The organism is Canibacter oris (assembly GCF_014197205.1).
Lineage (GTDB): Bacteria > Actinomycetota > Actinomycetes > Actinomycetales > Microbacteriaceae > Canibacter > Canibacter oris.
The window spans coordinates 77890-99254 of record NZ_JACIFD010000003.1; the positions used below are offsets into that span (position 1 = coordinate 77890).

Here is a 21365-nt window from a genome sequence, read left to right on the forward strand (position 1 = left end):
GGAACACGAAAACCCGCCAAAAACAAACAAAAAAGCCCCTGAATTCCGCAGAAATTCAAGGGAAACTGGTAGCTGAGGCGGGACTCGAACCCGCGACCTCACGATTATGAGTCGTGCGCTCTCACCAACTGAGCTACTCAGCCGCGTCGGTCTCGAAAGCTGTCTACTCAAGAAACCTGGAGCCCCGAGCCAGGATTGAACTGGCGACCCCTTCCTTACCATGGAAGTGCTCTACCACTGAGCTATCGGGGCGAGTCGCATATGCAACTCAATAAATATAACAGAATTTTTTTACGGTTTGCAAATTGTTTTATTACCCGCGTGTCTTACGATTTTCAACTGCCGCTTACAGGCGTGTTGCCTTTGCTCGTTGCGCGGTTCATCACTGCTGCAACTTCCCGACAGTGCTTCACTAAAATAGAAATTGCAGCTGTTTCTCGCTGCACCAAATCAGTTGCTGCCACTGTCTCCAGACCACCGCAGCAACCTGTCGCACTAAAGGGTGATTATTTTGCGGATCTTCGTGCTCACCATGGGCTTCATCATCGCCATTTTCGTTGCTTTCGGGCGGGTGATTGTGGATGCGCTGGGCGCAAACACCGTGTGGTACACCTGCTTCCTTGCGGTGCCGTATCTCCTCTTGAGTCTGTTGCTAAGTCACCGCCTAGGGGTCACCGCGCGCAACGAGCGCCCCACCACGCGCGCCGTATGGGTGCTGGCAGTGCTCAGCTGGGTTTCCGGCATCGCTTTCGCCCTCACCGTGCCCGATGTGCTCCCTGACGGCTCCCTCGCCGCAATCACCGCTCCCCCGGGCGCCGACCCGGTAACCGTCGAAATCGTGGTGGCGCTGTGCAACCCCTTTGCAATCGGCATGTTTGTGTTCCTGCTGCTGGCGTGCATCGTGTCCTGGTTTAACTCCCGCCCCGCCTACGTCGACCCCGAAGACTAGGGGTATAAATTTTTGGTGAGGTGGATCCACCTCCCGCGCCCTTCACACCCTTTTTTATGCAAGCCAGCCGAGAACACGGTAAAGTTATTGATGCTGATGTTTTCAGCCCTGGAGGATTCGCCTAGCGGCCTATGGCGCACGCCTGGAACGCGTGTTGGGTTAACGCCCTCAGGGGTTCAAATCCCCTATCCTCCGCCGTGTGATGTCCCAAGACATATGTCCGCATTTGTCTTGGGACATTTGCTTTGCCCCTGCACTAAGTCAGATTCATTGCAGCACTCAACAGTGCGGTAAAATTCCTTACTATGCGTAATTTTATGATTTTTCAGACAGCTGCAAATGCCAATTCAAGTTATTTCGAAAGTTTATTAACAAATGCAACTAACCATGATTCGCCCTGCAGATGAGCACAGACCAGGACACCAAAAACATAATAATATTCGTCCACACACTGAAAACGATATTCTAGAGCTCGGAAAACTGTATTTTAATAGCTACCCGCTTGGCACAGTGCCCAACATAGATGCCGCAGTTACCGATATTAAAGCCGCGCTAGCTGGAGAATATGGCCGGTTTCTCCCCGCCAGCAACCTTGTCTACCAGAAGGATAAAGAAATCCTCGGATGCGTCATGGTTGTTGATTCGCCGCCCTGGGACGATGTGGCCAATTTAGTGTTCGTGATAGACATCTTCGTGGAGCCCAAACATCGTAGTAAGGGTATTGGTAAAAACTTGTTGCAGGCCGCACTATCGGCTATCCCACCAACACGAGAAGTCGGGCTGCGGGTAGAAAGCGAAAATACTGCAGCAGTAGCCCTCTACCGGTCACTAGGGTTCGTCGAAGTGCCGGTGAACAACAACTAATAGCTCCCGCTACAACCCACATCTCGCAGCGTTAAAGGCGTGAGCCCGGGGTTTCCCCCGGGCTCTACGCCTTGTGCAGCGCTTAGCTGTGTCGCTAAGCTGCGCCGAGTTTCAATTACTCTGCCGCAACCTTGTTAAAATCAGTCACCGGCTCTGCCTCGTCAAAGCTCTGTGGCTGGCTGCGGAAGCCCTTGGTGATTACCAGCAGGTAAATCAGGCCAAGTGCCGTCCAGATACCACCAACGGTGAGGGATGTTTCATCAAGGTTTACCCACAGGGTGAGGGTCAGCAGGGTGCCAAGGCCTGGCATGATGATGTACTTGAAGACATCGGAGCCAGTGTGGCGACGCTTGTGCTTAATCGCATAGAAGGCGATTACTGAGATATTCACGAAGGTGAAGGCAATCAGCGCGCCGAAGTTAATCACGCTCGCAATAGTGTCAAGGTCGAAGAAACGCGCAGACAGTGATACAACACCCACGATGATGATGCTGTAAAGCGGGGTGTGGGTCTTCGGGTGCACATAACCGAATACTTTGCGTGGCAGCACACCGTTGCGGCCCATAACCATCAGCATACGCGCCACTGAGGCGTGAGATGAGATGCCTGAAGCCATGGTTGCAGCGAAACCTGCGGCGGTGAAGATCCACATGAATACTGAACCGTCGCCACCGAACGCATCCATACCAGCAATCTGGCCCAGCACTGGCAGCGGATCGTCTACGTTATCAGCAAACTCTGCGTTGTCTGGCCAGCGCAGCTGTGCGAAGTAGCTGCCTACCAGGAAGATTGCGCCGCCCAAAAGCACGGTGAGCAGAATCGCTTTCGGCATCAGTTTGCGGTCTTTCGCCTCTTCCGCATACATGGTTACCGCGTCGAAACCGATGAATGAGAAGCACACCATGGTTGCGCCGAAGAGCATATTACCGAAGTCGAAGTCGGTGCCCACAAACGGCTGCCCGCTCCACAGGCTGCCAACGCCGCGGCCGTCACCAACCTGGATTGACACCATTACAGTGAAAGTCACCATCACCACGAGTGAGAAAATCAGCAGGATAGAGTTAAAGCCCGCGCTGCCCTTCATCGAAATCGCGACTGAGCCAGTAACGATGATGGTGAACAGGATTACGAAGAACCAGCCGTCAACGTCTGGGAATACAACCTCCATGTAGAGGCGCAGAATCAGGATGTTAACCAGCGGCAGGAGGAGATAGTCGAGGAGGGCGATCCACCCCACAATAAAACCAACATTCGGGTGAATCGCTTCACGCGCGTAGGTGTATGAAGAACCCGCGCTCGGAATCGCCGTCACCATCTTGCCGTAGCTGATAGCGGTGAACGCCATTACCACCAGCGCGACGATGTATGCGGTTGGCACGGCACCATGGGTGCGCTCAGAGACCAATCCGAATGTGTCGTATACCACGGTCGGGGTCATATAACCCAGGCCCAAACCAACAATTGCCCAAAGGCCAAGGTTACGCTTCAACGCACCTGACTGCTGTGCTGCCATGATTACTCCTGCATCATTGCTAACTTTCAGAACTTACGCACAAAATTGTAACCCCAAAGGGGCGGTAGCTGGAAGAGTCATTCTGCACCGGTCATCTGTGCACCGGGTTTTTACCGGAATTTACCCCGGAAGAAACCCAAAAATCCCCTGAAAACCGCGGATTTTAGGCTTGGTCACGATATCGTAACAAGTATGTTTGATTATCGCGATAAGGAAAAGATTGCCGCGGCCGCCTACCGTGTGGAGCACGACGCAGCCGCACAAACGTTCAAGCTTTACGAGGCAGAAAAGCAGGTTGGGGTGGCTCACTACACGCTGCGCGGTGCGGTTTTAGACTTTGATCATACGGTTGTGGATCCCGCGCTGCGCGGCACCGGGCTCAGCCAGTTCTTGGCACACCAAGCCGTGACTCATGAAATCACCGCGGGCAAACAGATTACCGCCAGCTGCTGGTTTATTGCGAAGTTTTTGGCGCGCAACCCAGAACTTCACACAACCCCGGAAGCAATATAAAATCCCTGATAAAACGCACTTTTTGAGCTCTGGGTAGCGGCGGCGGCGAGCGCTGCGCGAGTTTTCCACCGCGCGCGACTGGGGCGACTAACCGGGCTCGATATCCGCATAGTTTGGTGTCACCAACCAAACGAAAGGATTATCGTGCGTTTTCGAAAAATTTGTCGGTATCGCAGTCACCAGCCTGGCAAAATACCCGCTGTCCGCAAGGCAATCCCTATCGCCCGCGGCAGCGCAGCAGTTCTCACTGCACCACCCGTTTTGCGCAACAACCCGGGCACTGCCCTACCCAGAGTTCTCGGCAAAACAGTGGCGTTGCTGCTCGCCGGCTCGGTGCTCGCCGGAATCGGAATTAGCGTTGAAAGCACCGTCGATCCGCTGCGCACCACCCATGCCGCGCATGCCCTCAGCCCCGGCGTCAGCCTGCACAGCCGCTTCGACGCTGACTACATGGGCAGTTGGCAGCACAGCAGCGGGGTGCGAGTGTTTTGCTTAGAGATGCTGACCCCGAATCGCGCCCATGGCGCCGACCATAATTTTACTACGGTGGATCAGCTGGGCGGTTACAGCCGTCCCACTTTTAAGGGCGGCACCTTCCACTATCCAGAATTAAGCGCTACCGCCTCAGCCGAAATTAGCTGGATTGCGACCCGTTACGTCACCACCGGCAACCCGCTCGACGCCTCCGCCGCGCAGGCCGCTATCTGGAAATTAGCGGCGGGCAACCACTACACCGGAGTTTACCGTGACTATTTAGAGGCGATTCTGGCCCGCTACGATAGCGCGCATCAACCGCTTTCCACCTCTGCCCGCATGCTGCAGATTATTACAGAAGCGCAGCAGGCTATCGCCGCCGAGCAACGCAGCGTTGCAGCGGCAGCAGAAAACACCCAAATTATCTTAACTCAACAGCAACAGTTTTCCGGTGTCGCAGAACTGCCTTCCGGCGTGGTTTCAACAGCCATCGAGGGCGGAGTTTTTGTGCTGCCTGACGGCTCCGAAACCACCAAGCTGGAGTTCGGCGCGACGGGGCTCACCGCCAACCGCACCGTGTCCTGGCGCGGGACACCGGCTGCGGATCTGGGGTGGAGCAGATTTTACCCAATCACTGTGACCGCTTCCGGCGCGCGCAGGGTGACGGTAACCGGCGCACCCCGAGTTACCACCGAGACACAATTTCAGGTGTCGCTGACTGCTGCGAAACCACGCGAGGAAGTGCACGAATTTCAACTGCGACAGGAGCTGCAGGCAGATAGCGCGTGGCAGCCGCTGGTAACCACGCAAACCCAGGCGGAGTTTGTGCCGCACGGCGGCACCTTCGCTGACACAGTAACTTTCGGCGCGGCTGGCGGTGATGCAAACTGGCGCGTCGCCTTCACCGGCGCGGGCGAACGGGTTTACGCGCCGGTTACCGCGCAGGGCACACTCTACGGCCCGTTCCTATCTGACCCCGCTTTGAACCCAGCCGCAACCGTACCCGCCGGTGCCCCCGCGGTAGGTACCATAACCCTCACCACAAGCGCGACGCAAGGCCCCGGCAGCTACCCAGTGACCGCTCCCTGGCCCGCGCTAGAGGCGGGATACTACACCTGGGTGTGGGATATTACTGCGGCGACTCAAGACAGCCAGGTGCAGCAGCCACCGGGCGGGGCGGAGCCCGCGCTGCCTCGGGATTACAGTTACAGCGACGGTTTTGGGCGGATCACCGAGCGTCAAATAGTGCCGACCCGGCTCGCGTTTAAAACCCAGGTTTCCACCACCGAAGTCGCGGTTGGCGGCAGCTTCACGGATGCGGTGCAGGCGCATTTAGCTCCGGATTCGGGCGGCTGGCTGCAGGGCGATACTGGCGAGCGCATACCCGCCGTATTACACGGCCAGGCATACTATTCAGCAAGCGAGCCGGCGCAGCAGCCGGCGGTTCCGACTGACGCGATTGCTGTCGGGGAGCCGCTGCAGCTGACTGTTACCGGTCCCGGCGAGGTGCTGCAGTCGCCTGCTTTCACCGTGCCGGCAAACTTAGATTCCGGTTACATCACGGTTGTGTGGTGTCTGCACGAGGATGCGCAGCCGGCTGCCTATCGCGGCAGAATCGCGTCGGGCTGTGATGATTACGGAGTCCCGAGCGAAACACTGCGGGTTGTAAAACCGCAGGTCAGCACCCAAGCGGTACCGCTGGCCGCTTATGCGGGAACCTTTCACGACACCGCTTTTGTCACGGGGTTACTACCACCTGCGGGCGGGGAGATCCGCTTCACCGGATATCTCTTACCTGAGGTTGGTGCGATTAAATACGACGACTCCTGGCAGCCAATACTGACCTCCACCGGAGAGCCAGCACGGTGGCAAGCTGCCGAGTTGGCGCAACTAACCGCGGCTGAGGTCTGCGAAGTGCAGCCGATTTTCACTTCCGCGTGGCAGCCGGTAGTAGGCCCGAGCGAGGTGCAGTCTCCCGAGCTTGTGGCGCACAGCACGGGCACCGTGCACTGGGTTGAGGAATTGCGGGTGGTGGATCCGGCCACCGCCACACCCCACACCGTGCATCGGGGCGAGTGCGGTGTGCCGCACGAAACCACTCGCATCGTGTCGCCTACCGTGGTTACCAAAGCGGTGCCGCAGGTCTTCAGCGAAACCGAATTTTTCGACACTGCGACGGTGTCTGGACCACTCGCAGTGCACCCAGATGTGAGTTATGAACTGCGTTTCACAGCATATGATGTCACCGCCCAGGTGACGGCAGGACGCACCGACACCGTAGCCTGGTGCACTCCGGAAACCCAGCTGTGGGAGTCACCCGTGATTGCAGTTAATGCGCCAGGCGATTACCGCTCGGCGCCGCTAAAGGTGACCGCGGCAACCGCGCCGCGCACCATTTTCTGGGTGGAAACCCTGTCACTGGTGCGCGCTGGTGAACAGGAAATCGTGCATCGTGGCGTGTGCGGGGCGGCGCACGAAAGCACGGTGGTGCAGCCCGGGTTGTTGGCGGCCACTGGCCTGCAGCACCAGACTGCGCTGTATCTCGGGTGCGGTCTGCTCTTGGCAGGGGCGGTCATCGCTTTAGCTGTGGGCACGGTGCGGGCGAGTCGGCGCGGGGCGAGTCCGCACCCCGTAAAACCATCACGATGAGCGTGCTGCGGCTAGTCTGTCAGCAGCTGGCGACGAGCAAGCTCCAGGTACAGCGGGGTGCTCTCCAGCAGTTCCGCGTGAGTGCCGGAGCCGATTACGCGGCCGTTTTCCAGCACGATAATTAAATCACTGTCGATCACGGTGGCGAGGCGGTGAGCGATGACCAGCATGGTGCGTTCCGCGGCAACGGCTTCGAGCGCATCACGCATCATCGCCTCGTTCACCCCGTCGAGGTTTGCGGTGGATTCGTCAAGCAGCAGCACCGGCGCGTTCGCTAACAACGCCCGAGCGATTGCCAACCGCTGCTTTTCACCGCCTGACAGCATAATGCCGTTTTCGCCAACCTCCGCGTCCAGGCCGCGGTGTTCCTCGGCTCCGGTGCGATCCAGCAACGAGCCGAGGTTCACCAGTCGCAGTACCCGCTCACAGTCAGCATCGGTGGCGTCAGGTGACCCCAGCAGCAGATTGTCGCGCACGGTGCCGGCGAGCACCGGCGCATCCTGCTCCACATAGCCGAGCTGGCTGCGCAGCTGGGTGCGGTCAAGCTGCTTCAAGTCAACACCGCTGAAATAAATAGTGCCACTGTCTGGGTCGTTAAACCGCTCAATCAGCCCCAAAATGGTTGATTTTCCAGCACCGGATGGGCCCACCAGCGCAACCCGTTTGCCGTGCGGCACAGCGAAACTAACCCCGTGCAAAACCGGTGTTTCCATAATTTCTGGCGGTGTGTAGACCCCGCGGCGGCGGCGATCAACCAGGGTTCTGGCGTCTACCCGATCGGGAGCCGCGGAGCGGTAAGTGAAGTGCACATCTTGAAACTCAATCGCGGCTGCCGCGGCGGGAATCTCGCGCAGGTCACGCAGCGCGATACCTTTTGCGGCTGCCGCGCTGGCATCCAGCTCTGCCTCGGTTTGCAGCGCCGTAATCTCCCGGATGCGACCGAGTGCGCCAAGCGCCTGATTAACCGCGCTCACCGCCCCAAACATCTGCCCCAGCGGAGCAATCAACAGAAACACAAAAATAATGAAGCTCACCAGCTGCGCAATACTGGTTGCCCCAATTGCTACCCGGTAGCCACCCAAACCCAAAACTACGATGAAGCACAGCTGCATCGCAATAAACGAGATCGGCACAACCAGAGCGCTCAACTTCGCCACCCTGATACCCAAACGGTAGGCTTTTTCCGCCTGGGCGGTCACAATGTCGGCCTCTCGCTGGCTGGCACCTGCGGCCCGGATTGTACGAATCGCATTTACGGCGCGATCCACGCTCGCCGCAAGATCACCGACTTGCTGCTGGGTTGCAGTCACCAGCGGCCGCATTTTGAGGGAGATAAACACCACCGCGACGGTTGCCAAAACCAGCACACTCGCGGTCGCAAAAAACAGCACCGGGTCGATAATCAGCATTCCGATGAGCGACCCGACAAACACCAGGCTGCCCGCCATCGCCTCCACCAGGCCCTGCGTCAACACCGCCCGCAGCAGGGTGGTGTCGCTGCCGATACGGCTGACCAGGTCACCGTTGCGACGCTGATCGAACTGGCTGATCGGTAAAAACAGCAGTTTGCTGATGAGGGTGCGGCGGCTGCGCAGCACCACACCCTCGCCCATGCGCTGCAGGGTGTAGTGTTCGAGTCCCGAAAAAATCGCGCTGGCTACAACGCAGGCCATCAGCAGCCACAGCAGCGCCCCGAGGGGCTGCCCAGCCTGCACGGTTTCAATGGTGCGCCCCACCAGCACCGGCTGCAGCAGCGCGGTGATTGCGGCGGCGATGCCCAGCACCAGCGCGATTACCAGCAGTTTCCGCTGCGCAAACAGGTATGGCAGCAGCTCTTTAAAACTGGCGCGGAAAGGGTCGCGCTTTGCGCCCCGAGTCGAGCGGCGAGCGCTTGTGGTATTTTCGTGCACACTCATGCTGGTTCTCCTTCGCGGCGCTTACCGGGCGGGTAGTTACTGGGCCGCCGCGATCCGCTGCACCGCAACGGCGAGGTGCAAAGCAGCCTCCGCCGCCTCTTTACCCTTTGATTCGCTGCTGCCCGGCAGTCCGGAGCGGGCAAACGCCTGCTCTTCATTGTCGACCGTCAGCACCCCGAAGCCGATCGGAGTTTTGGTGTCTAGCTGCACCCTGGTGAGGCCGTCGGTGACAGCGTTGCAAACATAGTCAAAGTGTGGGGTGCCGCCGCGCACAATCACGCCGAGACACACCACCGCGTCATAGTGGCTGGCTGCCGCCTGCGCGGCAAGTGGCAGTTCGAATGATCCCGCCACGTGAAACAGCTCGCTGCTGGCGCCCGCCGCGGCCACGCTTGCAACCGCTGCTTCAACCATCGCGTCAATGTATTTTGCGTGCCAGCTGCCGGCGATAATCGCGACTTTCATGCCGCTTGCGTCAACTGTTAAATCAGGTGCTCCCTGCCCGCTCATTAGTTTTCCTCACTCTGGGATTGTGTCACTGTTGCGGAGCTGATCTCAGCCGGCAAAATATGCTGCATACGATCACGCTTCACCCGCATATATTCAACGCTTTCTTCTGGCACTGGCACCACCAACGGCACCTGTTCGCTAACAGTGATGCCGTGACGCAACAGTTGCTGCACCTTGTCTGGGTTGTTTGTTAGCAGTCTGACCTCACTCAGGTGCAGTTGTTGCAGGATCTGCGCGGCGGCGCTGTAATCGCGTGCGTCTGCGGGAAGCCCCAGCTCCAGGTTAGCGTCTACCGTGTCAAGCCCGTTCTCCTGCAGCTCGTAGGCGCGGAGTTTATTTGCCAGGCCAATGCCGCGACCCTCGTGCCCACGTAGATACAGCACTACTCCGCCCTCAGCCGCGATTGTGGCAAGCGCCTGATCAAGCTGCGGCCCGCACTCGCACTTTAATGACCCAAATGCTTCGCCGGTGAGACACTCGGAGTGCAACCGCACCAGGGAACCATTACCCGGCATCTTGCCAGCCGCATCAGCTCCAATGAGGGCGACGTGATCCACACCCTTATGCCGATCGCGGAATGCCATCATCCGAAGCTTGCCATGCTTGGTCGGCACCAGGGTGTCTGCACGCAGGCTAACCCGGCGCGCACAGGAAGCCAGCGGCTGTTCTCCGGCCTCCAGCGGTTCATGCTGCTGCAGGTATGCAATAAGTTTTTCAATGGTTGTCACCGGTACGTTTTCGCGCTCACCGAGCTCCAGCAACCCCGGCATCCGCATCATTTCGCCGTCGGGAGCCACAATCTCGGCAATCATTGCAACCGGCCGCAGCCCTGCCAGTCGCATCAACTCCACCGAGGCTTCGGTGTGGCCGGCGCGTGCACGCACCCCGCCGTCTACCGCGCGCAGCGGCAAAATATGACCGGGGCGATTAACATCGCTCGGTTTCGCATCCGGATTGGCAAGCACCCGCAGGGTTGTCATGCGGTCGGAGGCACTAATTCCGGTGGTCACCCCGGCGGCAGCATCCACGGTCACCGTGTAGGCTGTGGCGCGGGCGTCTTCGTTGCGCTCAACCATCATCGGCAGATCCAGCTGATCTGCGATTTCGTTGGTCATCGGCGCGCACAGCAACCCGGAAGAGTGCTGCACTGACCAGGCCACCCACTCCTGTGTTGCAAGCTCTGCCGAGAGGATTACATCGCCCTCATTTTCGCGGTTTTCGTCGTCGGCAACAATAACCGGTCTGCCCGCCCGCAGCGCGGCGATTGCCTCGTCAATTTCTGCGATACTCAAGCTTCTGCTCCATTCTGTGCGGGGTTTACGTGCAACCCGGTTGTTGCCTGCTGCGCGGTAGGTGCGTGTTGCGTCAGGGTGGGCTGCTGCCCGGCTGTCGGGTGCGTCGCGGTAGACACCGCAGCGAGGGCGCCGCCCAGCGGCATCCCGAACTCTGCGAGCCGCGCCACATGCCGCGCAACCATATCAGTCTCTAAATTAACCCTATCTCCCACGGCCATATCTCCCATGGTGGTGGCGCTCAGCGTTTCCGGAATCAGCGACACCTCAAACCACTGCGGGGCGGCAGCAGCCGGCGCCAGGTTAGAAATCGTGAGGGAAACCCCGTCAACCGTAATCGACCCTTTGTCTACCAGCAGCGGCGCGACACTGCGCGGCAGCTCAAACCGCAACACTTGCCATTTATCGCCCGGGCGCACCTCGGTAACCGTCGCGGTGGCATCAACATGCCCCTGCACAATGTGTCCGCCAAGACGGCTGCCGATTTGCGCGGCGCGTTCCAGATTAACTCGCGAACCGACCGCAATTTCACTGAGGCTCGACATTTCCAGGGTCTGCTGCATCACATCGGCGCTAAATTCGGCGGCGTCAAAGGCAATCACAGTCAGGCACACGCCATTAACCGCAATCGAGTCACCGTGCTGCACATCGCCCAAAATTTCCGGTGCCCGCACGTTCAGCCGCACGCCGTCACCCAGCGGCTGCACCGCGGTGACAGTGCCCAGTGTTTCAATTAAACCGGTAAACACTTCCCTTAACTTTCTGCTCTGCTGTGTGGTGTGGGGTGCGACTTCACTGTTGTGGGGTGTGGATCAGCGCTGCCGCGCACCATCCGCACCAGCTGGTCGGCTCCCAGTTGAGTGTACTGCACCTCAGTAAAACGTTTTGCGGCGGTGATTGATTCCACCCCGATATCCCCCACCGCTAAGCTGTCGCCGCCAAGCAGGGTTGGTGCGATATAGACCAGCAGCTCGTCATACAGCCCGGCGCGTAAAAATGCGGCGATCAGGGTGGGGCCGCCCTCCACGAAAAGGCTGCGGTATCCTGCGGCGGCGAGCTGCTGCAACGCTGCTGCCAGGTTATGCCCTGGCAGCTGCAGCGGGGCTGTTAGGCCTTTAGCGGCGAGCGCCGGATGCTGCCGCAGCGCCGCGGTTTCCGGAATTTCGCGGCTGCCAAACACCACCGGTAGCGGCTGCTGTGCCGCGGGCACCAGCAGGTCACCGGCTGGGCCACGCGCTGTTAGTGAAGGGTCATCGGCTAGCAGGGTGCCGGTGCCGCAGGCGATGAGCTCACAGCTGGCGCGTCTGCGGTGCACGTCAGCACGGGATTCTGGCCCGGTGATCCACTGACTGCTGCCGTCTTGCGCCGCGGCGCGACCGTCGAGACTCTGCGCCCACTTCAAAATCACGTAAGGGCGGGCGCCAGGCAGCTCGGCGGCGCTAGTGGCTGCGTGCACTGGTGCGACTCCTGCGGCACCGATCGGCGCGGCCCCGGCTACCGCCTGCAAATCAGCTCCAGTTGTGGCTGCTGCCCGAGCCCCGCCACCGGCCCCGGTGCGCTGCTGCCACGCGGCGAGCAGCTCGGCGCAGCCCTGATCCGCCATCAAACTCACCTGCACCCCAGCCGCCGCGAGCGCCTGCGCGCCACCGGATGCCAGCTCGGTGGGGTCGGCAGCGCCGTACACCACGGCGCCGATGCCAGCGGCGGCGAGAGCCTGCGCGCACGGCCCGGTGCGCCCGGTGTGGTTGCACGGTTCGAGGGTCACCACCGCGGTTAGTTTTTTAATCTCCTGCGGGAATTGCAGCTCCAGCGGGAGCGTCGACAGCGCCGCGGTTTCGGCGTGTGGGGTTCCGGCTCCCTGATGCCAGCCCTCGGCGACAATCCGCCCTAGCTCATCGATGATGACGCACCCAACCTGCGGGTTCGGGGTGTTATTCGGCCCGCGCCGCGCCAAATAAACGGCGCGCTGCAGCGCTGCACGCAGCTCACTCTCGCTGAGTGCGCTGTGCGGGTGCCGAATGGTGTCAGCCATGGCGGCGCTACTTCAGCCCCATCGCGCGGTAGACGCGGGTGACGGTGGCGCTGGCAACCTCGTTCGCGCGGGCGGCTGCGGCTGCCAAAATCCGGTCGAGCTCTGCGGGGTCTGCGAGCAGCTCATTGGTGCGCTCCCGAATCGGACTAAACACGCTCTCCACGAGTTCCGCAAGATCTTTTTTCAGGTCGCCATAGCCGCGGCCCTGGTAGCTGGCGGTCACCGTGTCAAGGCTCTGCCCCGACAGCACCGAGTAAATCGTGAGCAGGTTCGAAACCCCCGGTTTTGCCTCGCGGTCAAAACGAATCTCACCGTCGGCGTCAGTCACCGCTCGCATAATTTTTTTGCGGGTTTTCGCGGTGTCGTCGAGCACGTTAATCAGCCCGGCATCACTCGCTGCCGATTTGGACATCTTTGAGGTGGGATCCTGCAGGTCATAAACCTTCGCGGTGCCCTCTTGAATGCGCGCCTCGGGAATCACAAAGGTGTCGCCGTAGCGGCTGTTGAAGCGCTGCGCCAGATTGCGGGTGAGCTCCACGTGCTGCCGCTGGTCTTCTCCCACTGGCACCACATTGGTGTTGTAAAGCAGAATGTCGCCGGCCATCAGAATCGGGTAGGTGAACAGCCCGACGGTGGTGGAGTCGGCGCCGTAGCGCTGTGATTTGTCTTTAAACTGCGTCATCCGCCCGGCTTCCCCGAAACCGGTGAGGGTGTTTAGTGCCCACGCTAGTTCCGCGTGCGCTGGTACGTCGCTTTGCACGAATAGTGTTGATTTTGCGGGGTCGATTCCAGCGGCGATGTACTGTGCGGCGGTCCGACGGGTGCGCTCGCGCAGCTCCTGAGGATCCTGCGGCACGGTAATCGCGTGCAGGTTCACAACGCAGAAAAAACAGTCGTTCTCTTCCTGCATTTTCAGCCACTGGGTTAGCGCCCCGACATAGTTGCCCAGGTGCAGGCTGTCGGCTGATGGCTGCATTCCCGAAAAGATTACTGGTTTGTCACTCATTGTTTTCCTCAGTTGCGATTGAAATTCTTGGGGTGGATCCGCGGGCCGGATTCTCGGTGCGCCCGGCTGTGAGATCCGCTGCTATTTTGCCGCTCTCGCTGCCGCTGCCAACTATAGAGCGTAGTCGACGGTCACCGGAGCGTGGTCTGACCACCTGGAGTCGTAGCTCGGGTAGCGTTCGACGCGATAGTTAACCACCTTCGCCGCAAGCCCAGGGGTTACCACGTGATAGTCAATGCGCCAGCCGGTGTCGTTGTCGAAGGCTTGGCCACGGTTCGACCACCAGCTGTATGGCCCCTCAACCTCGCCGCAGAAGCTGCGCCCGACGTCGGTGTAGCCGAGGCCCTGGCGCGCGGTGCCGTCTACGGTGGCGACGGTTTCGCCGTATGGCCCGAAGAAAGCGTCAAAGTAGCTGCGCTCCTCGGGCAGGAAACCGCTCTTTTTGCGGTTACCCTTCCAGTTTTTGATGTCGAGTTCACGGTGCCCCACGTTAAGATCACCGACCACAGCGACATTGGCGTCTGCGTCGTACAGCTCTTGCAGCCGCGCGGTCATGGCGTCAAGCATCGCCCATTTTTGCTCTTGCCGCTCGGTGCCAACCTCACCAGAGTGCATGTACACACTGACCACCGTGATTTTCTTGCCGTCGATAGTGTAGTCTGCCTCCAGCCAGCGCCCGCTGCTCGCAGCCGCTTCGGGACCCACTCCACGGCGCACCGCATCTGGTGCCACACGGCTCAGCAGCGCTACCCCGGCGCGCCCTTTAATCTCGCACACGTCATGCTCAACGTGCCATTCACCCGCGACTAGCTCCCGTAACTGTTGTTCATCGGCACGCACCTCCTGTAACGCCACTACCGCAGCTCCGCAGCTCGCCAGCCACTCTTCCATCCCTTTCCGGTACGCGGCACGCACGCCGTTAACATTGACAGAAATTAGACGGAAATTTTGCGACATAGCTGTAATTTTAGCGCTCTTTGCTTGCGGCTTTGCTTGGAGTTTTTTGCAGGGGGCGGATAAGCCTCCCCGCCTCAGGTGTTTCACGTGAAACACTAGGGAGGCGCGATCCAATCCCAGACCTTAGTGGCAGCCCAGCCTACAGGCCCCAAATCATCGGGTCGTCTTCGTCTTCCCAACTCTGGCCCAGCAGTTCTGGTGCAATTTCGCACACCACCGGGACGTGGTCACTAGGCTTCAGTGCCTTCTGCCCGGGTGCCGCTTGGCGCTCGCGACGCTCGTCAGCCGCGATAAACGCCCCGGTCACCGCGCTGCTAAAACCCTCGGAGCCGAGAATAAAATCGATGCGCATCCCCTGATCCGCCTGATACTTGCCACCGCGATACTCCCAGAAAGTGTAGCCGTGGGGCACATACGGTCGCACCACATCGCTCAAATACGATTCAAACGCCGCAAACGCCTGCCGCTCCGGGCGCGATACGTGGGTGGATCGACCCTCCACAAAATCCGGGTCACCCATGTCGCTGGGCAGCGGTGCCACGTTCCAGTCTCCCAAAAGCGCCAGCGGCAGCTGCGGCTCCGCCTCCAGCCACCCCGCAACCTCCTGCTGCAGAGCTTGCAGCCAGCGCAGTTTATAGGCATAGTGCTCATGCGCGAGGTCGCGGCCATTAGGCACATAGAGACTCCACAGCCGCATGCCATTCACGGTGACTCCGAGCGCGCGGGCCTCCTGCGGGAGGCCGTTTGCCCCGGGCGGTTGAGTTGGCAGGCACTGCTCGCCAAAGCCGGGCAGGCTGGGAAGGCCGAAAGTCACGTCTGTCATGTCGTGACGGCTCACAAAGGCAACTCCGTTAAAGGCGTGAAAGCCGTGGTTTACCACCTGGTAGCCGGCGGCCTCAAAAATCGCGGTGGGAAACTGCTCCGGGCGGCATTTAGTCTCTTGCAGCGCCAAAACATCAATGTCTTCACGCAGCAAAAAATCAACAACCAGGGCGGCACGTGCCCGAATTGAAGCAACATTCCAAGTGGCGATACGCATGTTTTTAGGTTACCCCACCGCGCGCGTAAACACATTTGCTGCGCACCCTCAACGCAAAGCTGCTGCAGCTGCGCACCCAACCTTGCAACAAAACCCCTAGACTTAGAGTCATGGATTTCGGTGCACAAACTCCCCAAGCAAACCTGCGGTTTGCGGTTGTCGGAGACAGCTTCAGCGAAGGCGTTGGTGACGAACTGCCCAATGGCACGGTACGTGGCTGGGCCGATTTAGTAGCGCAGGGGCTCGCAGATGCTCTCGGCGAGCCGATCCAGTACGCCAATTTCGCGATTCGCGGCAAAAAAATAACCGAGATTGTTACGGAGCAGCTGCCGCGCGCACTGGCGCTTGAGCCAACCCTGGTTTCTTTTAACGGCGGCGGTAACGATATGCTGCGCCCCAGCACCGATATCGCGGCGATTATGCTGCAAACCCGGGATGCGGTAGACGCTATTTTGACAGCTGGAGCCCAGCCACTGCTGCTCGCCGGAGCAGACCCCACAATCGGGATCCCGCAGGGCAAAAAAGTGCGCGCTAAAGGAGACGAACTGACCGCCGCAGCGCACCACCTGGCAGCAGAGCTGGGGCTGCAATTCTGTGACAATTGGTCGTCACCAATTCTAAAACAGCGCGGCTACTGGAGCCCTGATCGCCTGCACCTCGCGCCGGTCGGGCACCATCGCGTAGCCGCCAATGTACTGCAAACCCTCGGCTATCAGGTGCCCGAAACCTGGCAGCTCACAGCACCACAGCTACCAAAACCGGGTCTGCTCGCTCAGCTGCAATACACCAAAGAGCACGTCTTACCATGGCTTAAGCGTCGCCTTACCGGCACCTCTAGCGGCGACGGGCGGCAACCTAAATACCCGGCTTGGGTGTGGATCCACCCGTCCGAAGCGCACCCCGACGCGGCACAGTAGGCCCCGCAACCGGCTAACACCACACTAAAACCAACCGAGCCACCGCACCAAAATTCCTCAATCATCCACTAACCAAAAGGAAAACTATGCTGAACCACATCGTAAGCTGGAAAATGAACGGCGAAACCGCAGCGGAACGCGCCACCCAGGCGGCAGAAGTCGCAGCCGCGCTGCGCGGGCTCACCGCCACCGTGCCGACCGTGGCGCACCTTGAGGTGCACCTTAATGAACTTGATGGCTACAATAACTGGGATGTTGTGCTCATCTCCCAGTTCGCTAACCAGGCTGATTTTGAAGCCTACGTGGTACATCCGGCGCACCAAGAGGTGGTGGAGCTGATTAAAGCTCGGGCGGCTGGTCGTGCCGGTGTTGACTACACCGCTTAACCTGGCAAAGCACGGCAGCAAACCGTGGCGCGCCCGGGATCCGCACCCACAATTGTCTACAAAAACCTCGAAAACCTTGAATTTCCTGCGATATTTTCAAAAAAACCTTGAAAATTCGCACATCCTTATGGTTTCTCGGGTAAATTAACGAACAGATCAAACTGATCGACTAGACGCGGCAATCCGTGTCAGGGCCCGCAGGGGTTCAGAGTCTCAAAACATAAGGGCAGCAAACTCGCCCCGTGAAAGGATGACAAGATGTCACTTAACAAGACTGAGCTGGTAGCAAAGGTTGCAGCAGAGACCGGCCAGAGCCAAGCAGCTGTTTCAGCCGTTCTTGACGGCCTGTTCAACGCGGTTGCTGAGACCGTTGCAGCCGGCGGTAAGGTAACCATCCCAGGCTGGGTTTCATTCGATTCAATCGAGACCGCAGCTCGCACCGGCCGTAACCCACAGACCGGTGAAGCAATCAACATCCCAGCTGGCAAGCGTGTTAAGGTAACCGCAGGCAGCAAGCTGAAGGCTGCAGTTAAGTAATTTTCTTAACTCCTGGCGGGCGACTCACAAACGAGTCGCCCGCTTTGCTTTTAGCTGTATTATTTGTAACAGTGGCAAACAATTCTGGCAGCAACCACGATTAAGGTAAAGCAATTTACGCTATTCGCACGAATCTGACCCGGGTGAGCAGTTACTGAGTCAGCACAGTCACCTACGCTAGGGGCCAGTCGCAACGCTGCTTAGTGCGTCTCCTAGAACAGTGTGGGCGTGGCCGCGGTAACCTAGAAGAGTGAGCAGATCAGTAAAAGTTTTTGCGCCCGCTTTAGCACTGCTATTAGGCTTCACCGCAGTGTCCCTGCTGCTAGGGCTACAGGTCGGTGGCGCGGCCGCGCCGCGGGAGTTGCTAGACCCGGGGGCCGTGGTCCGCTATCTGCTCCCGGCAGCGCGCACCGTAGTGAATGTGTCTCTCGCGGCAATGCTCGGCACCCTAATTTTGACGCTGTGGGCGCTTGATCCGAAGCGTCCCGAGTGGGGCAAAGCGCTTGATTTCGCTGCGGCTGCGGCTGGTGTCTTGACGGTTGCCGGAGGCGTCACCCTAATCACCACTTTCATCGATGTCAGCAGCCAGCCATTCTCTGCCTCTGCGCAGTTCGGGGCGAGCCTGGCACAGTTCATCACCGAGTTTGAACTCGGCATTCTGTGGCTCACCCTGGTGCTGCTGTCCGCTGTCACCAGTGTGCTGCTGTTTGCAATCAGGGGTCGCCGTTTACTGCTTGTGGCGCTGGTTCCTGCGATGCTAACAACTTTCCCGCTCGCCGCCCAGGGTCACGCCAGTGGCGCCAGCGGTCACAGCCTCGCCGTGAACTCGATTTTTATGCACCTTACCGGGGCCAGTATCTGGCTCGGCGGGCTGCTGGTTTTAGCGCTGCTTATTTCCACGGTTGACGCAGCACGCCTACCCCTAATCGTGCGCCGCTATTCTGTGCTGGCGCTGTTTGCAGCGCTTATGGTTTTCGCCAGCGGTGTGGTGAGTGGTTTGACCCGGCTTAACTCTCTCGCCGAACTAACCAGCACCGGCTACGGGTTACTGCTGCTGCTTAAAACTGCTTCCCTCGCTGCACTTATCGGGTTCGGAGCCTGGCAGCGACTGCGGCTCATCGGCCGCCTTGAAGCGGCTCCTGAGAGCCGCAAAACCTACGCCTGGATTCTGGCCGCGGAGCTCGCGGTTATGGGCCTTGCCAGCGGTTTCGCGGGGGCGCTCGGCCGATCCGCCACTCCCGCAGCGATTACCCCTGCCCGCGAGCTGGGCGCCACAATCACGCCGGCAGAGTATCTCACCGGCGATCCGCTGCCGCCGGAGCTTACTTTCACCTCCATTTTCACTGTCTGGAAGTTTGACCTGCTGTGGGCGGCGGTGACTTTCGGCGGCATTGGGCTGTACTGCTATGGGGTGTGGATCCTCCGCCGCCGCGGCGATAAATGGCCGCTGGGGCGCACCGTTAGCTGGGTTAGCGGCATGTTGCTGCTTGGCTATGTCACCAACGGTTTCCTCAACGCCTACGAGGCTTACCTGTTTAGCCTGCACATGCTGGGGCATATGTTCCTGACGATGTTGATTCCGCTGCTGCTGGTTTTGGGGGCGCCGGTGACCTTGCTCCTGCGCGCCGCCGCAAAACGGCAAGATGGCTCGTGGGGAGCCCGCGAGTGGGTGCTGTGGCTCGTGGAAACCCCGTATTCGCGGTTTATCACTAACCCGGTTGTGGCTGCCGCTATTTTTGCGGGCTCGCTGTGGGTTTTCTATTTCACGCCGGTGCTGCGCTGGTCAATGAGCACTCACCTGGGGCACCAGTGGATGATTATTCACTTCCTGCTCAGCGGGTATCTGTTCACGCTGGCACTTATCGGGGTTGACCCGGTGCCGCACCGTGCCCCGTATCCGCTGCGGGTGATTATTCTGCTCGCCACCATGGCAGCACACGCTTTCTTCGGGGTTACGGTAATGAGCAGCACGGGACTGCTCGCCGCAGACTGGTTCGGGGCTATGGGTCGCGTGTGGGGCGATCCGCCGCTTATTGATCAGCAGTCCGGAGGCGGCATTGCCTGGGGCATTGGTGAGCTACCGACGCTGTTTATTATGCTGGTGGTGTCGATTCAGTGGGCGCGCTCTGATGAGAAAGAGCAACGTCGCAAGGATCGCGCCGCCGAGCGCAGCGGTGACGCTGAGCTCATGGCTTACAATGAGATGCTGGCAGCGCGCGCCGCACAGGCACAGCGGCAACCGGCACACGGGCGGCAATAACCTCGGCGGCAATAACGCCAGCGGCAATAACGCGGCCCACGGCGCACCGCGAATCGATGTTTCACGTGAAACATCGGCGCCTGTCTCGCGACGCACACACAGCGGGTCAATTTACCCTGCGAAAACGGTAGAATAAAACTATGTCTAATGCGCGCGAAGAACTCATTGAACTGATTAAGTCTGGGGCTGTTTTCCACGGTGATTTCACTCTCACCAGCGGTAAAAAAGCTACCTATTACATTGATTTGCGTAAGCTGTCGCTTGATCACCGCGCGGCTCCGCTTATTGGGCAGGTTATGCTTGATTTGATTGCCGATATCGATGGTGTTGTCGCGGTCGGAGGTCTCACTATGGGCGCCGACCCAATTGCCTCAGCGATTCTGCACCAGGGGGCCTCACGCGGTAAGACCTATGATGCTTTCGTAGTGCGCAAGGAGCCGAAAGATCACGGCCGTGGCAAACAGGTTGAGGGCCCCGAGCTTGCGGGCAAGCGTGTGATTGTGGTCGAAGATACTTCAACCACGGGAGGCTCCCCGCTGAAAGCTATCGAGGCGCTCGAAAAGGTGGGGGCGATTGTCGCCGGCGTTGCAGTTGTGGTGGATCGCCAGGCGCCTGCTAAGGCCCGCATTGAGGAGGCCGGGTACGAGTATCGCTACGCCATCGGGCTCAGCGATCTCGGGCTTGACCCGCAATAGTTTTCTTCTTTGGGCTGCCACCCCAATTATCTAAGGAGTCAGTCTTGTCTGCTAAGCAGCATCCGGGTTTTAAAGGTGGTGACTTTTTAAAACTGCTCGGAATCGGGGCAATCGCGGGCCTTTTTGGTGGTCTTTTCGGGCTTGGCGGCGGTGTCATTATTGTACCTGCGTTGGTGTTGCTCATGGGTTTCAATCAACGCCAGGCAGCTGCTACAAGCACCCTTGCGCTTTTACCCACCGCTGTTACCGGAGTTATCAGTTATGGTTTACACGGCGCCGTTGATTTCTCTGTGGGTTTGGCATTAGCGCTGGGCATGATATTGGGTGCGCAACTTGGAACCAGACTGCTGCATCGTTTAAGTTTGCGCACCTTGGAGTGGTTATTTCTCTGTTTCTTACTTGCCGCAATAATTCTGCTCTGGGTTGTTGTCCCGGTGCGCGGTGCACAGCTGGAGATGTCATCTCTGGTATTCATTTCACTTATTGGTTTTGGGCTTATCCCAGGCATTGCTATGTCTCTGCTTGGCGTCGGGGGCGGGATTTTAGCAATTCCGGTTTTAATTGCAGGCTATGGAGCGAGTGATTTAGCTGCTAAAGGAAGCTCCTTGTTAATGGTTATTGTCGGTTCTACAACTGCTGCTATAAAACACCTGCGTGCCAAGTTGGTAGAGTCTCGTACTGCGCTTACAATTGGTTTGACCGCGGCGATGATAACGCCTTTTAGTGTGCAGTTAGCGGTACTAATGACACCGTTTATTTCTAATGCACTGTTCTCTGTTTTTTTAGCGGTGATTGCTACGCAGTATCTACGGCGGCTGCTGCGTCCGACAGCGGATGCTGATTGATTGCCTGCTGG

At 59.1% G+C, this 21365-nt stretch carries 19 protein-coding genes and 3 tRNA genes; 11 read left to right on the forward strand and 11 right to left on the reverse strand.

Annotated elements, in window-relative coordinates; genetic code table 11:
- Positions 1 to 66 precede the first annotated feature (66 nt).
- Positions 67 to 143: transfer RNA gene (locus tag F5897_RS01945), tRNA-Met, on the reverse strand.
- A gap of 34 nt (positions 144 to 177) precedes the next feature.
- A tRNA-Thr gene (locus F5897_RS01950) sits at positions 178 to 252 on the reverse strand.
- A 259-nt stretch (positions 253 to 511) separates the two neighbouring features.
- On the opposite strand from F5897_RS01950, the gene F5897_RS01955 reads away from it, so the two are divergent.
- The 3 genes from F5897_RS01955 to F5897_RS01965 all read left to right on the forward strand — a co-directional run bounded on the left by F5897_RS01955 (position 512) and on the right by F5897_RS01965 (position 1813).
- Positions 512 to 949, forward strand: coding sequence for a hypothetical protein (locus tag F5897_RS01955; RefSeq protein ID WP_183304284.1), 438 nt, complete (start codon positions 512 to 514; stop codon positions 947 to 949).
- Between the two features lie 110 nt (positions 950 to 1059).
- Positions 1060 to 1144: transfer RNA gene (locus F5897_RS01960), tRNA-Ser, on the forward strand.
- A 180-nt stretch (positions 1145 to 1324) separates the two neighbouring features.
- A complete protein-coding gene (locus F5897_RS01965; RefSeq protein ID WP_183304285.1) occupies positions 1325 to 1813 on the forward strand; it encodes a GNAT family N-acetyltransferase in 489 nt (162 codons plus the stop codon).
- 115 nt (positions 1814 to 1928) lie between these two features.
- Here the strand turns inward: F5897_RS01965 and F5897_RS01970 are convergent, their stop codons facing one another.
- The gene (locus F5897_RS01970) at positions 1929 to 3326 is read right to left on the reverse strand and encodes an APC family permease (protein WP_124825193.1); all 1398 of its coding nucleotides are present in this window, start codon (positions 3324 to 3326) and stop codon (positions 1929 to 1931) included.
- 192 nt (positions 3327 to 3518) lie between these two features.
- Between F5897_RS01970 and F5897_RS01975 the strand changes: the two genes are divergently transcribed.
- Together F5897_RS01975 and F5897_RS01980 are read left to right on the forward strand one after the other, a co-directional pair.
- Positions 3519 to 3839 (forward strand): GNAT family N-acetyltransferase, encoded by a 321-nt coding sequence (locus tag F5897_RS01975; RefSeq protein ID WP_183304286.1) that lies wholly within the window; start codon positions 3519 to 3521, stop codon positions 3837 to 3839.
- Positions 3840 to 3983: 144 nt separating this feature from the next.
- Positions 3984 to 6962 carry a hypothetical protein gene (locus F5897_RS01980; RefSeq protein ID WP_183304287.1) on the forward strand — a complete coding sequence of 993 codons (2979 nt, stop codon included), beginning with the start codon at positions 3984 to 3986 and terminating at the stop codon, positions 6960 to 6962.
- A gap of 11 nt (positions 6963 to 6973) precedes the next feature.
- Here F5897_RS01980 and F5897_RS01985 read toward each other — a convergent pair whose 3' ends face one another.
- The 8 genes from F5897_RS01985 to F5897_RS02020 form a co-directional block, all read right to left on the reverse strand.
- Entirely contained in the window at positions 6974 to 8878 is a 1905-nt protein-coding gene (locus tag F5897_RS01985; RefSeq protein WP_183304288.1) for an ABC transporter ATP-binding protein, read from the reverse strand.
- A gap of 36 nt (positions 8879 to 8914) precedes the next feature.
- Positions 8915 to 9388: a 6,7-dimethyl-8-ribityllumazine synthase gene (ribH, locus tag F5897_RS01990; RefSeq protein WP_124825189.1), complete on the reverse strand. Its 474-nt coding sequence runs from the start codon at positions 9386 to 9388 to the stop codon at positions 8915 to 8917.
- Positions 9388 to 10680, reverse strand: a complete 1293-nt coding sequence (ribB, locus tag F5897_RS01995) for a 3,4-dihydroxy-2-butanone-4-phosphate synthase (RefSeq protein WP_183304289.1) — start codon at positions 10678 to 10680, stop codon at positions 9388 to 9390. Before ribB ends, ribH begins: the two co-directional genes overlap by 1 nt.
- Complete coding sequence (locus F5897_RS02000; RefSeq protein WP_124825187.1) at positions 10677 to 11429, reverse strand: riboflavin synthase; 753 nt, start codon at positions 11427 to 11429, stop codon at positions 10677 to 10679. Before F5897_RS02000 ends, ribB begins: the two co-directional genes overlap by 4 nt.
- 5 nt (positions 11430 to 11434) lie before the next feature.
- A complete protein-coding gene (locus F5897_RS02005) occupies positions 11435 to 12712 on the reverse strand; it encodes a bifunctional diaminohydroxyphosphoribosylaminopyrimidine deaminase/5-amino-6-(5-phosphoribosylamino)uracil reductase RibD (RefSeq protein ID WP_183304290.1) in 1278 nt (425 codons plus the stop codon).
- Between the two features lie 7 nt (positions 12713 to 12719).
- Positions 12720 to 13718: a tryptophan--tRNA ligase gene (gene trpS, locus F5897_RS02010; RefSeq protein WP_183304291.1), complete on the reverse strand. Its 999-nt coding sequence runs from the start codon at positions 13716 to 13718 to the stop codon at positions 12720 to 12722.
- A 111-nt stretch (positions 13719 to 13829) separates the two neighbouring features.
- Positions 13830 to 14675 carry an exodeoxyribonuclease III gene (locus tag F5897_RS02015; protein WP_183304292.1) on the reverse strand — a complete coding sequence of 282 codons (846 nt, stop codon included), beginning with the start codon at positions 14673 to 14675 and terminating at the stop codon, positions 13830 to 13832.
- Positions 14676 to 14814: 139 nt separating this feature from the next.
- Positions 14815 to 15714 carry an exodeoxyribonuclease III gene (locus F5897_RS02020; RefSeq protein ID WP_183304293.1) on the reverse strand — a complete coding sequence of 300 codons (900 nt, stop codon included), beginning with the start codon at positions 15712 to 15714 and terminating at the stop codon, positions 14815 to 14817.
- A gap of 110 nt (positions 15715 to 15824) precedes the next feature.
- Here F5897_RS02020 and F5897_RS02025 point away from each other — a divergent pair, with 110 nt between their 5' ends.
- The 6 genes from F5897_RS02025 (at position 15825) to F5897_RS02050 (ending at position 21354) form a co-directional block, all read left to right on the forward strand.
- On the forward strand, positions 15825 to 16631 hold the full coding sequence (locus tag F5897_RS02025) for an SGNH/GDSL hydrolase family protein (protein ID WP_183304294.1): 807 nt from the start codon (positions 15825 to 15827) through the stop codon (positions 16629 to 16631).
- Between the two features lie 86 nt (positions 16632 to 16717).
- The gene (locus tag F5897_RS02030) at positions 16718 to 17017 is read left to right on the forward strand and encodes a Dabb family protein (protein ID WP_124825181.1); all 300 of its coding nucleotides are present in this window, start codon (positions 16718 to 16720) and stop codon (positions 17015 to 17017) included.
- Between the two features lie 258 nt (positions 17018 to 17275).
- Positions 17276 to 17554 (forward strand): HU family DNA-binding protein, encoded by a 279-nt coding sequence (locus tag F5897_RS02035; protein WP_124825180.1) that lies wholly within the window; start codon positions 17276 to 17278, stop codon positions 17552 to 17554.
- Between the two features lie 250 nt (positions 17555 to 17804).
- Positions 17805 to 19814, forward strand: a complete 2010-nt coding sequence (locus F5897_RS02040) for a bifunctional copper resistance protein CopD/cytochrome c oxidase assembly protein (protein WP_343048745.1) — start codon at positions 17805 to 17807, stop codon at positions 19812 to 19814.
- 140 nt (positions 19815 to 19954) lie between these two features.
- Positions 19955 to 20509, forward strand: coding sequence for an orotate phosphoribosyltransferase (gene pyrE, locus F5897_RS02045; protein WP_183304295.1), 555 nt, complete (start codon positions 19955 to 19957; stop codon positions 20507 to 20509).
- A gap of 44 nt (positions 20510 to 20553) precedes the next feature.
- Positions 20554 to 21354, forward strand: a complete 801-nt coding sequence (locus F5897_RS02050) for a sulfite exporter TauE/SafE family protein (RefSeq protein ID WP_183304296.1) — start codon at positions 20554 to 20556, stop codon at positions 21352 to 21354.
- Positions 21355 to 21365: the final 11 nt, after the last annotated feature.

Coding starts and splice junctions, on each gene's coding strand:
- F5897_RS01965 (WP_183304285.1), top strand. CDS start 1,325: ATGCAACTAACCATGATTCGCCCTGCAGATGAGCACAGACCAGGACAC.
- F5897_RS01970 (WP_124825193.1), bottom strand. CDS start 3,326: ATGGCAGCACAGCAGTCAGGTGCGTTGAAGCGTAACCTTGGCCTTTGG.
- F5897_RS01975 (WP_183304286.1), top strand. CDS start 3,519: ATGTTTGATTATCGCGATAAGGAAAAGATTGCCGCGGCCGCCTACCGT.
- F5897_RS01985 (WP_183304288.1), bottom strand. CDS start 8,878: ATGAGTGTGCACGAAAATACCACAAGCGCTCGCCGCTCGACTCGGGGC.
- ribH (WP_124825189.1), bottom strand. CDS start 9,388: ATGAGCGGGCAGGGAGCACCTGATTTAACAGTTGACGCAAGCGGCATG.
- F5897_RS02005 (WP_183304290.1), bottom strand. CDS start 12,712: ATGGCTGACACCATTCGGCACCCGCACAGCGCACTCAGCGAGAGTGAG.
- trpS (WP_183304291.1), bottom strand. CDS start 13,718: ATGAGTGACAAACCAGTAATCTTTTCGGGAATGCAGCCATCAGCCGAC.
- F5897_RS02015 (WP_183304292.1), bottom strand. CDS start 14,675: ATGTCGCAAAATTTCCGTCTAATTTCTGTCAATGTTAACGGCGTGCGT.
- F5897_RS02020 (WP_183304293.1), bottom strand. CDS start 15,714: ATGCGTATCGCCACTTGGAATGTTGCTTCAATTCGGGCACGTGCCGCC.
- F5897_RS02025 (WP_183304294.1), top strand. CDS start 15,825: ATGGATTTCGGTGCACAAACTCCCCAAGCAAACCTGCGGTTTGCGGTT.
- F5897_RS02030 (WP_124825181.1), top strand. CDS start 16,718: ATGCTGAACCACATCGTAAGCTGGAAAATGAACGGCGAAACCGCAGCG.
- F5897_RS02035 (WP_124825180.1), top strand. CDS start 17,276: ATGTCACTTAACAAGACTGAGCTGGTAGCAAAGGTTGCAGCAGAGACC.
- pyrE (WP_183304295.1), top strand. CDS start 19,955: ATGTCTAATGCGCGCGAAGAACTCATTGAACTGATTAAGTCTGGGGCT.